This is a genomic window from Phormidesmis sp. 146-12 (assembly GCF_052939495.1).
The window spans coordinates 1-11,472 of the sequence record NZ_JBJPHS010000157.1 but is presented as its reverse complement, the minus strand read 5'-3'; the positions used below and the strand labels follow the sequence as shown (position 1 = coordinate 11,472).

At 51.5% G+C, this 11,472-nt stretch carries 10 protein-coding genes; 6 read left to right on the top strand and 4 right to left on the bottom strand.

Features of this window, described 5'->3' with window-relative positions; genetic code table 11:
* Together ACKFKF_RS32260 and ACKFKF_RS32255 are read left to right on the top strand one after the other, a co-directional pair.
* The coding region (locus ACKFKF_RS32260; RefSeq protein WP_446871496.1) for a hypothetical protein at window positions 1–2,809 on the top strand (2,809 nt) is incomplete at its 5' end.
* 660 nt (window positions 2,810–3,469) lie between these two features.
* Window positions 3,470–4,795, top strand: coding sequence for a tetratricopeptide repeat protein (locus ACKFKF_RS32255; RefSeq protein WP_446871495.1), 1,326 nt, complete (start codon window positions 3,470–3,472; stop codon window positions 4,793–4,795).
* A gap of 136 nt (window positions 4,796–4,931) precedes the next feature.
* On the opposite strand, the gene pgeF is transcribed toward ACKFKF_RS32255, so the two are convergent.
* Window positions 4,932–5,717, bottom strand: a complete 786-nt coding sequence (gene pgeF, locus ACKFKF_RS32250; protein ID WP_446871494.1) for a peptidoglycan editing factor PgeF — start codon at window positions 5,715–5,717, stop codon at window positions 4,932–4,934.
* Window positions 5,718–5,909: 192 nt separating this feature from the next.
* Here pgeF and ACKFKF_RS32245 point away from each other — a divergent pair, with 192 nt between their 5' ends.
* The 4 genes from ACKFKF_RS32245 (at window position 5,910) to ACKFKF_RS32230 (ending at window position 8,637) form a co-directional block, all read left to right on the top strand.
* Complete coding sequence (locus ACKFKF_RS32245) at window positions 5,910–6,056, top strand: hypothetical protein (RefSeq protein WP_446871493.1); 147 nt, start codon at window positions 5,910–5,912, stop codon at window positions 6,054–6,056.
* Window positions 6,056–7,168, top strand: a complete 1,113-nt coding sequence (locus ACKFKF_RS32240) for a peptidoglycan DD-metalloendopeptidase family protein (protein WP_446871492.1) — start codon at window positions 6,056–6,058, stop codon at window positions 7,166–7,168. The genes ACKFKF_RS32245 and ACKFKF_RS32240 overlap by 1 nt, the downstream gene beginning before the upstream one ends.
* A gap of 378 nt (window positions 7,169–7,546) precedes the next feature.
* A complete protein-coding gene (locus ACKFKF_RS32235) occupies window positions 7,547–7,786 on the top strand; it encodes an Asr1405/Asl0597 family protein (protein ID WP_446871491.1) in 240 nt (79 codons plus the stop codon).
* 221 nt (window positions 7,787–8,007) lie between these two features.
* Window positions 8,008–8,637, top strand: coding sequence for a (2Fe-2S) ferredoxin domain-containing protein (locus tag ACKFKF_RS32230; protein WP_446871490.1), 630 nt, complete (start codon window positions 8,008–8,010; stop codon window positions 8,635–8,637).
* A gap of 196 nt (window positions 8,638–8,833) precedes the next feature.
* Here the strand turns inward: ACKFKF_RS32230 and ACKFKF_RS32225 are convergent, their stop codons facing one another.
* Genes ACKFKF_RS32225 through ACKFKF_RS32215 form a run of 3 tightly spaced genes read right to left on the bottom strand, consistent with a single transcriptional unit; the run spans window position 8,834 to window position 11,221 of the window.
* Window positions 8,834–9,487 (bottom strand): response regulator transcription factor, encoded by a 654-nt coding sequence (locus ACKFKF_RS32225; protein ID WP_446871489.1) that lies wholly within the window; start codon window positions 9,485–9,487, stop codon window positions 8,834–8,836.
* Entirely contained in the window at window positions 9,468–10,304 is an 837-nt protein-coding gene (locus tag ACKFKF_RS32220; protein ID WP_446871488.1) for a S1C family serine protease, read from the bottom strand. Before ACKFKF_RS32220 ends, ACKFKF_RS32225 begins: the two co-directional genes overlap by 20 nt.
* Window positions 10,301–11,221 carry a S1C family serine protease gene (locus ACKFKF_RS32215; RefSeq protein ID WP_446871487.1) on the bottom strand — a complete coding sequence of 307 codons (921 nt, stop codon included), beginning with the start codon at window positions 11,219–11,221 and terminating at the stop codon, window positions 10,301–10,303. Before ACKFKF_RS32215 ends, ACKFKF_RS32220 begins: the two co-directional genes overlap by 4 nt.
* Between the last annotated feature and the right edge of the window lie 251 nt (window positions 11,222–11,472).

The window sequence follows — 11,472 nt, the reverse complement described above, 5'->3', positions numbered from 1 at the left end:
CTGGTATTGCAAGCTTGGCAACGAGGGCGAATTTGGCGAAGTTAAGTTCAAAGTGCCTGTGTTTAAGTATGACTTGACTCGATCGAGCTTTATGGCCAGCGGCGGATTTGAGACGATTAAGCCCTTGGCGTTGCCGATGACTCCGATGAAACAGTTGCTCAAAGCCTGCAAACTTCAAGGTGCGGCGGATGCGTTGCCCAACAGTGTGCCGCTCAAAGAAATCAAGATTGTGGATGATCAGGGCAACTTTAAAGTCGATGAATTGATTGCTGAATTGGGCGCGATCGGAGCCAACCTTCCTGCCGAAATTAAGGATAGTTTGACGGTGATTGGCGACCATTTAGACGAGTTGCCCGATAGCTTTAAGCAATATCTCAACATCGAGATTCCTCAGAGCTTTGACTTTGATTTAGCCGTCACCCCCGAAGGCAGCGTGCGGCTTGATGCACGAGTCAAAGAAGGCGATCCGCCGATTAAGCTGATGTCTCCGGCGCTAATGGGAGTCTTGCCCGTTCTGAATTGTGTACAGCTTCGCGGCATCTCGTTTGGCGAATTGGCAGGCGGTAGCTTGTTCTTGCTGCAAGTCGATGCAACGCTAGACCAATTCGATTTGGTAACGCTGGCGAGTTCACTGCTGTTACCTGAAATTGAGAACAATCCGCTGCCCTCGTCGCGCAGTCTGCACCGTCGATTGATTCTCGACAAACTATTTATGGTGATTGTGTATCAGACGGTGATTCCGATTCCGATTCCCTTGTTCTATGACGAGATTGGCATTGAATACTTGGGGCTAGAAGGCGTTGAATTGGGTGCCCATGCTCAGTTTCCGATGCCGACCTTTGACCTTGCAGAAGCCGGGAAACTGCTGTCGAATTTCAAACAGTTCTTTACCGATCGAGACTTCCTCCTCGACCCCAACTCGGCTCCCAAAAACCTCAATCTCACCTTCTCCCTCAAAAAGAATTTCTTAGAGTTGCCCAAATACCTGAGTCCTAACGGAACGCTCTTAGGCGACGACAAAGGCGGCCCCGAAATCAACGCCTACGCCAGTCTTGCCAAACTAATGAACGGCATGAAGACGCTTTCTGTCAACGACTTAATTCAGGCGATGCCGCTGTCCGATCGGGTTGGCAACACCGCCGTCTCATTTGGTGCCCTGTCAGGAAGTCTCGGCTGGCTCGTCACCACGCCCAACGAATTTAGACAGACTGCCGCTCAACCTGCCCTCAAACAAATCGCCTATTCACAACTCGGATTAGCATCCACCGCGCCAGTCAATTCAGTTTTGAGCATCTTGCCGACCGTCACGACTCCTAACGAAGAGGGACTTGTGGTGTTCCTCAAAGGCAAGTGTGCGGTGAAGAATCTCGCCAGTTTTGAGACGACGTTTGGGTTGGCGGCATCTGGCTCGACAGGCTTCGCCACTGGCTTCCAAATGGTTGGCAAAGTTGCGGATACGATCGAGATGGGTTTTGCAGGTCGAGTCGCCATTCAGCCTAAAAACAGCACCGCCTTCCGATTAGAGGGACGCAGCTATCTCAAGATTGCTGACAAAACGGCGTTTAGTGGCGATGTGCAAATCAGCGATCGACGCTTTGAATGTAGTGGTTCGCTGGACTTATTCGGGCTGGGTGGCTCTGTGGCAATGAGCATCGACCGCGATCAAGGTGCCGACCTTCGCGGTGAACTGAACCCGATCGACCTCAGCATCTTCCAACTCACGGGAGCAAACGGTCAACCCAAACCGAGTGTATTCCTCGCAATCAAGCCTAACCAAATCCCGACGATGGATGTGTCTGGAGCCGTTCAACTTCTGGGTCTGCGGGGTGAAACTCGCATTAACGTCAGCGAGAATTCTTTCCTGTTTGCGGTGTCAGGTAACTTGTTTGGTCGGTTTGGCGGCAGTATGCGGGCAAGCGGAACGCGACTCACCGATCGGGCAAACTTCCGAGTTTCTGCGACGATGCAAACCGATCTCTTGCAGTTCATCAAAACCGAAGCCACGCAAGTCATCAAACAAGCGGCAGACAAAGCGCAAGCCGATATCACGATCGCTCAAACACGAGTCGATGCGGCTCAACGAGATGTGAATAGTCTTCAGCAAACGGTGGATCAACAACGAGCGATCGTCCGGGGAGAACGGGCGGCGGCTCAACAGAAGTTTGACAGCGCTCAAGCAGACTTCAACACCAAGCAAGTCAAAGTCAACGAACTTAGTAATGGCATTCGCTCCCGACAGCAGGAGATTGCTCGCCTCAAGCCAGCCGACATCTGCATCAAAAACCCGTTTACGGGTAAGACGAGTTGTTCTCCTGGCATTCCCAGCCCCGCCAACGCTGCCCGCATCACCAAGTTAGGGCTTGAGATTGCAGGACTCGAAACGGCACTAAAAGGGGCAACAGGCGGACTCACCATCGCCAAGGGAGCGCTTGAGTTGGCGAGACGAGGGCTGAATACGACTCCGATCGACCTTGATCTCAGAGTGTCTGGGCCGTTGGCACTGCTCAAAACTGCGACTGGAACGTTAACCGCAACTCAAGAAACGTTGGCGCTAACCAAGCGAGGTGTAGGAGCCGCCGCGTCTGCCAATGATTTCATTGCACGGTTTGGGTTAGCCAATCTGCTGCAAATCAATTCGGCGAGTTTTGACGCTGACCTCAATACCGCTTCGGGCGGGCGGGTGTTGCTAAATGTCAATCTCACTTACCAAGGCAGAGTGTCTAACTTGGCGTTGAACTTCAATCTCAAAGAGCCGCAACTGGCTTTAAACGATGCTCAAGCGTTGGGTCGGCAGTTGTTGTCTGTTTGACTATTCGGCGGGAAGTCTTGCGCTCTAATCTTTGATTGAGCGTCGGGATGAAAGCCAGGGCGTTGATGAACTGTCCCCTTAACCGATGTGAAGCGTAGCTGAACAAGAGCTTGGGGACGGCGAAGAAGCGCCACTCTCTTACAAACGCAACGAGAGAGTTTGATATACTTGTATTGGTCGTTGACCCACCCGCATGGCTGACAACAAAAGGCTTGAGTCTAACTCGCCCTGGAACGAGCATGAGCAACGGGAAAGAAACAAGTCCTGCTGGTCGGAGATTTCCGTAAATCCAAGATGCGTTTGTCGAATTGAAATCAACAACCTTGGGAAGCAGGGTTGCTGCCAGGGTAGTAGAGCAATCTGCTGCGGGAGTTAGGCTCACAGCGCGTGTAGCACACCTCCGGAGGACAGGTAAGACCAAGATCGTACTCGGTACGAAATCTTGTTCGCGAGATTCCCCAACGTGGCACTGACCGATGAAACTGGAAGCCCGCTCTGTATGCGTAGCATCAGAGTTGGGTACTTCACATTACAAATCGTCTGTAGGAAGAGTCTTACAGGCGATTTCTCGCGTCTGCAACCGTGTTAAATCTTGACCGTAGTAATTTGTCGATCGCACTCCACGTTAATATGAAGAGCATGTCCCCAGTCTGTGAGGATATGCGTCAACCTCTCAATTCGCAAATCGAATTTCTGCTTCATCAAGGACGGCAACTGAGCAAAGCTGGCTCCTACGAAGGGGCGATCGCCTACTTTGACAAAGCATTAGAGCGGTATCCCAATTGGTACATCGGTTGGTATGAGCGAGGGAGAGCACTCCAGGAACTCGGACAATATGAAGCGGCGATCGCCAGCTTTAAAGAAGTCATCCTTCTCAAATTTGACTTTGCTCCCGCCTGGCACAATCAAGGCATGATCCTGGCAAAACTGGGACGATATGAAGAAGCCATCGCCAGCTACGATCGCACGCTTGACCTCTACGCCAACAACTACAAAGCCTGGTACAACCGGGGCAATGCGCTGGTGAAGTTGGGGTCGGTTGGGGAGGCGCTGCACTGCTACGAAGAAACGCTCAAACTCAAACCGGACTACGCGCGGGGCTGGTACAATCGGGCGATCGTGCTGACTCAACTGCGCCGCTATGATGAAGCGATCGTGAGCTACGATCGGGCCCTCAAGTTTCGTCCCCATTTTTCCGATGCTCACTACAATCAGGGCAACCTGTTTAATCGGTTGGGGCGCTATGCGGAGGCGCTAATTTGCTACGAACGAGTGTTACGCATCAAGTCTGACTTACACGAAGTCTGGTACAACTACGCCAATATTTTGCACAAACTCGGCTCTCACGAGCAAGCTTTAGAAAGTTACGACAAAGCGATCGCCCTTCACGCCGATTCTCACGAAACCTGGTACAACCGGGGCAATACGCTAGAGGCGCTGTGTCTGTACGAAGATGCGATCGCCAGTTATCAGCAAGCTTTGACGCTCAAACCCGATTTGTATGAAGCCTGGCACAATCAAGGGTGCGCCTATCAGCATTTGGGGTTTGATGAAGACGCGATCGCCCGATATGACCAGGCTCTCACCCTAAAACCTGACTTTCATGATGCCTGGATTAGTCGCGGCATTGCCCTTCGCAAAACGCATCAATATGAGGCAGCGATCGCTAGCTTTGATCAAGCGTTAGCAATCTATCCAATTTGCGCTGACAGTTGGTATCGACGCGGCCGCGCCCTGGGGCACTTGGGACAGACTGAGGCGGCGATCGAAAGCTATGACGAGGCGTTGAGTTTAAATCCTCAATTTGATAAAGCCTGGTACAGTCGGGGCGTTTCTTTGGGGCGATTGGGCAGACATCAGGCGGCGATCGAGAGCTACAACAATGCGCTGGCAATCAATGCTCACTTTCCCAATGCCGAGAGTAGTCGGAGTCTTTCGCTAAAAGCTTTGGGGAGGGAGGTAGAAGGGATGAGGGATGAGGGATGAGGGATGAGGGATGAGGGATGGGGGATGACGCGAAGGACTTTGAGCCAAAAAATTCGTCCGAAAGTTCTCCAGAATTGGGAATTGAGGGGCTGGCGCGCTGGGTACCGAAGCGAAAAAACTTCATTGTGTTATCTGGTTAGCTTGTGGGATTTTGACTGACGATGCCTGACCATTGGGCTTTTTTGAGCTTTTCGCGACGATAGGAGAAAAATTTGGTCGCGTCTTGATAGGTGCAGTGAGGCGCGATCGCCACCTGATCGGGACTGATGCCCAACTGCTCAATCTGCAACGCATTCACCCGTCGCACGTCTAATCGGACTCGCCCTGGGGTCGCATCGGGGAGTATGGGGGAATTGGGTAGGGCCAAGAGTCGCTCTATGCTGGCTTCTAGCGGACTGTCTGGATCGATCGCCAGTACCGTCGCTCCCACTTCGACAGCGACATGGGTAGATACTTGATAAACTTCACCTGCGATCGCGGGCCCCATCGCAATGCGTAAATCGGATGGCTGACTGCCCTGAGCGCAAAGTCGAGCGATCGCGTGAGGCACAATTGTTTGAGAAGTTCCTCGCCAGCCTGCATGAATCGCGGAGACGTGTCCCGTTTGCGTATCGGCAATCAGCACGGGGGTACAGTCTGCACTACACACCCAGACAGCTTGACCAAACTGGTCGCTGATCAGACCATCTCCCGCCAAAAAATTCTCTGCTGAAAAGTCGGGCATCTCCGAAGGGGCTAACACGTTGTTTCCGTGGACTTGCTGAAGTCGGTAAGCGCTGGCATTGGGATTGAGAACTTCGGTCAGGAGGAAAGGCGATCGCGGAGAAAATTGCTGCGTAAAAAAGCCGTGCTGCCACGATTTCAGCAAGCTACAGGTTAGATAGGGAAGCTCATTCCAGGTTTGCCAGTGCCAGGTGTGCATAACGGATTTTGCTAGATTTTAGGTTCACTTTAGCAACGGATTCCTCAAGTTGTCGGATTTGAAATATAAAGGCTGTATCAAGAAAGTATGATCGCCCCCCGTAAATTTACAAATAAAGTGTCCGTTAGGCAGCAATTGCTCGTAGAATTTTCGAGGATCAGAGTCAAAAACTTGGGATATGTTTAACTAGGGTTGAGCAAGATTACGGAGTTGGGTGAGCCGCTCGATCGAGCATTTCTCTCGCTTCCGTCTCGTCCCAAGCTATGTCGGAACTTTCGCACGATCGTGGGCGACAAGTCTGAGAGCTATCCCAGTCCTATTTATCGAGGAGAGTGTTGATGAGTCAGCCGCGCAATGCCCAAAGCTTTTGGAGACAGCGTTCTCTACTAAAACGGTTAAGCTGCCTGAGCGGAGTTGGCATTCTAAGTAGTGGAGTTGCCCTGGCGCAGGCTCCCTCTGACATTCCTCAAATCGTAATTTCTACCCCGTCTAAGGCGGCTCCTTCTGTCTCTCAGACGGCTTCTGATCTGATGCCCTCTGCGGTCTCTCCCGCTTCAGCAAAACCCGAACCGCCTGCTCTTCAAATTGAGACGGTTCCTCAATCCACAACTTCTCCATCCACGGCTTCCCCAGCGAATGAGTACGAAGCACCCAGCACGATCGTTTTTACCGATCGCTCCTCTGGCTGTGAATTTGCTTTAGAAGCGGGAAAAACCTTGGCAAATGGGACTTGTGGTAGTCCAAGAGAAGTGGCAAGGGAGCGATCGAGTGGCTTTACAGGCGGCTACTCTACGGCTCAGGCGGCTCCGATTCGAGTTGAGCGAGTCAGCTATGAGCGACGTTTGGAAAATACAGTGCCTCCGGTGACAACTCCGCTGTCTGCGTCCGCCTTTGTCAAAAACTATTACAATCGCAGCGTTCGCCCACTCGGAATTCCTGGAAACAATAATGTGCGCTTGCTGTTTCCTTTATCGATTCCTTCGGTGATTACGTCGGTGTTTGGCTGGCGAGTTCATCCGATTACGGGCGATCAGCGACATCACTCAGGGACGGATCTGGGCGCACCGATGGGGACTCCGGTTTTGGCGGCGTTGACAGGTCGCGTCATGCTGGCTGATTTCTTTGGGGGATATGGGCTGGCGATCGCCCTAGAACACACTCAAGGCACTCAGCAAACCCTCTACGCTCACTTATCAGAAATCTTTGTCAAGCCTGGAGAAGTGGTGAAGCAAGGCACGGTGATTGGGCGAGTCGGCAGTACGGGCAATTCTACGGGCCCTCATTTACACTTTGAGTTTCGGCAATTGACGACTCAGGGCTGGGTTGCTCAAGATCCAGGCGTGCAGCTAGAGTCGGCGCTGGCTCAGTTGGTGCAGTCGTTACAAACGGCTCAAAAACTTCCCGTTTCGCCAAAGTTGTCTCGCAACGGCACTTCTCAAACCTTGAATTAAAGGATTTTCTGTTCTCTAACCTTTAGAGAGGCAAGGCAGCTTAATCGTTTTAAATAGTTGAAAGTCGCGGATGTGACGAATTACTGTGTCCTGTTTTAGGAGCGGTTTAGTCGTTATTTCCGCGCTTTGTTTTTGTGAGGAAATGGGCAAGCTTAATGACAAGTGTTTGCAAATAAAAGATTTTGCTGTATCTTGATTCTTATATTCTATTGAATATCTTTCGCAATAAATTGAAGCTCACTGACGATTGATCTATCTAGTACAAAGCATCTGATTTCGACAAACTGAGTTCCTTGTTAAAAAGCTCTTCTTGAAACCAGGACACTCGTCTATCTCGCTCAACAAAAGTTAAGAATCTATCTCAACTACCCGGCACTCATGAAGCATTCTCAGCCCGCTCCTGGACAAATCTTGCAAATTTCTCGCGGCGATCGCTGGATTGCCCACTACCGCCTTCAAGAGCTTTCGATCGCCTGTACTCTGACCTCTGACGGCTTTCTCCGAGTTGATGTCAACAACTTGACTGACATTTTGCAAGTCAGAAGCGTCATTCAGCAGTTAACCGCCCCGCGTCAAACCTTGACCCAATGGCTCGATCGCTGCTGGTCAATTCACTAGTCTAAGGTTAGTTCGACGGAATCTTTCGCTGCGGTTGTCAATCCAGGCAGCCCTCTAAATCCCCCAATTCTGGGGGACTTTGAATCAAAAATCTGGTCTGAAAGTTCCCAAAGTTGCGGGGCAGAAGCCGGGAACAACGAAGCGAAAAACTCTCATCGAATTGACTTTAATTAGAGCTTCACAAATTCATTCAACGTCCACCATCATCAAGGAATCGAACAATGGGGAAATCGAAAAAAAGTCAATCTGCATTCAGATTAGAAGGGCGGTTTTTGGGCTACATCGTTGAAGATGGCTACAAAATCAAGCAACTGAGATTGGCGACAGCGGATGGTGAATGTTTTATTAAGTTGTCTAAAGAAGCAAGGGCAAAACTGGGACGGGTGCTAATTCCGGGTGATTGGGTGAGCGTTGAGGGCACGAAGAAAGTTGAGTTGGAAAGCGAATTTGCGAAACTGAAAGCTTACTCAGTTGTGCCGATCGTGCCCACCGATGCGATTAAGCCAGATGCGATTAAGCCAGAGATTCAACCCAGCAAGTCAAAAGCTAATATTTTGGTGTGTCAAAAGTCGGGCTGTATGAAGCGAGGCGGCAAGGCAGTTTGTCAGGCGCTAGAGACGGCGTTGGGCGATCGCGGGTTGGATGACGTGACCATCAAAGGCACGGGCTGTATGAAAAATTGCGGTCAAGGGCCGAATGTGGTCATGCCTGGAAAAGCTCGCTACTGCAAAATCAGCGCCAAAGAAATTCCCGCTTTAGTGGACAAACATTTTCCAAAGGTGAAGTCGATCGAAGAAGTGCGGGTGTTGCAGCCGATCGGAGAAGTGCGGGTGTTGCAGCCGATCGTTTGAGGATTGCGAATTAGATGGGCGGTTCAAACCGCGCCTACAAGAACGAAGTCTGCCGTCGCAGACTGGGAAAGCGATTTAGACCAAGATTTTCAGTTCAAAGTCTCCCAGAATTGGGGGATTTAGGAGGCTACCTGGATCAACAACCGCAGCGAAAGATTCCATCGAATTCACGTTAATTAAATTTTAGACGGCTCAACTACAGCAAGATTAGTCCCTGTCGAGCGCCCAAAATCACGGCTTCGGTACGGCTGGAGACATTGAGCTTACTAAACAGTGAACTGATGTGAAACTTCACCGTGTGTTCAGAAAGCATGAGACGACGGGCGATCGTTTTGTTGCTCAAGCCTTCTGCCAGCATTCCCAAAACTTCGATCTCGCGAGGCGTGAGTGACTGAGACGGCAGATCAGGAAGGGGACTGGGGAGCGTAGGCAACAGAACGTCTGTGATGTCGGGATGCAAAACCGTTAGACCCGAAGCGGCAGCGACGATCGCGCCCATAATTTCATCTGCGGACGCTTCACTTGGCAAAATCGCCCGAACGCCTGCCCGAAGCAACTCGGCGATCGCACCTTCAGACAGATCATCAATTAACAGCACGATCACAGGCTGAAACCCATTCTCTGTCAGCAAAGTTGGGAAAGTTTCTTCCTCTTCGCTCCACTCCCACAACACCACTTGGGGCTGATGCTGCTCGATTTGAGCAAACAGGTCAGAATAGGCAGTGCTTCCGACAATTTCAAAAGCCGAATCGGTCGCAATTAGCGCTTCCAAACCTGCCCGCATCACCGCCGATCGCGCCACCACCAAAACGCCAATCAATGGGAACTCCTCACGCTGCTGCCGCTTCATCCGTCGATCGCCCGTACAACACCACTTCAATTGTTTTGGAAACGCCCCCACGCAAAATTTCTAAAGGTAGCCCGTCTCCTGTGTGCGATCGCTCCAGAATGTGAAACAGTTCGTTAATCGTTTGGAAGGGGGTGCCTCTGACTCCAATCAGAATGTCTCCCGGCAACAAGTGGGCTGCTTCTGCGGGACTTTCTGCCTCGATCTGGGTGATGAGCAGCCCGTAGGTAGGTTTTTTGCCCAACATGACGCTCACCGATTCCAAGGTCACGCCCAGATAGGGACGATCGGCGTAATTTTTGAGAAACCACTGCACAACATGACTGGGAATGGCAAAGCCGCGATCGTAGACAATCATCGTATTGATACCCACAATCTGACCTTGAGCGTTCGCCAATGCGCCCCCCGAATTGCCCGGAGCGAGTGAAATATCAGCTTGAATCCAGGAACCGGGAGCCGTGTGAATAATGCCCGTTGTCAGCGCCCCAACTTGACCCAAAGGATTGCCCACCGCCAACACAAACTCACCGACCCGCAGGCGATCGCTATCTCCGACTTCAACAACCGGAAGATTCGTCGCATCAATTTGCAAAGCGGCCAAATCTCGCTGAAGGCTTTGAGCGATCGTTTGGGCTGGCAAGACTCGCCCATCGGAGAGTTCTACCTGGATTTCTCGACCCCTGACGACGTGAGCATTGGTGATAATCAGTCCATTTGACGACCAGATCACGCCCGATCCAGCCCCCGATTTGCTCGATCGAATCTGCACCGTTGAGCGACGCAAGCGATCGGCGATCGCCACAATTTCTGTCTGAATCATTTTTCTCTCCCTGGTCTTTCGCCGACGGTAATCGTGGTTTCGATCAAGGCACCGCCGCGAATCATTTGGGCTGTGATGGGCTGTCCAACGCGATCGGGATCGAGTACCGCATGAACGTCTCCAATGTCAGCGATCGCCGTTCCATCTAATGCGGTGATGATGTCACCCAGTAAAACACCCGCTTGGTCTCCAGGGCCAGTTGGCTCGATGCTAACTACGATCACGCCGCCGCTTTTAGAAAGATTGAGCGATCGAGATAGAGTTTCGGGCAATCGAACGGGCTGCATTCCCAATCCCAGATAGCCACGGGCGATTCGTCCAGTTTGCAGGAGTTGATCGACGACGCGATTGACCGTTGCCACTGGAATTGAAAGCGTCATGTGTCGCGGGCCGGCCGTATTGATACCGATCACCTGTCCTTGAGCATTGATCAGCGGCCCACCCGAAAATCCTGGATACAGATTCAACGAAGGGCGAATAAATTGGTCGATGCGGCCACCATGCCACGATCGCCAACTGCCCCCAATCGAGCCAATTACTCCCAGACTGGCACTGGTTGCCCCTTCACTAGAGCGAGCGATCGCCAGCACCATTTCCCCGACTCGCAGGGCCGAAGAGTCTCCGATTTGAGCGATCGATCGCTCCACATTTTGCAGTTTGAGCAAGGCCAAATCCGTCCCCGCATCACGACCCGCAACCGTGGCCGAAACGCTGCGTCCATCCGGTAGAGTAACGCTGATTTCTTCATCGCGATTGACGGTGTGATCGGCTGTAACCACGATGCCCGATCGCCAATACACCCCACTCGAAGCGTGTCTCCGACGAGCATTCACCGCGACAACAGACTGTCCGGCTTGTTCTACCGCGTCGGCTAATTGATTTGAGAATGCTGACAATGCATTATTTTCAGAAGTCATAGTGTGAGCTGAAGATTGACTGATTCCAGGATGCGGTATGAAAGGAAGCGATCGCATCAGATGAATTGGTAGATCTCAAGCTGGACAAATGGCTAGGGCGTGTCATCACTTGGCTAGACTTGAACTATCAATGCTTGAGAAAATCTGATGAACCCTCGCCATTACGCGCTGAGAAATGACTACTGGGAACGAATTAAAGGCGTTGCATAATAGAGGGATGAATGAGGGTGTTGTACTATGCAGTGTCGATA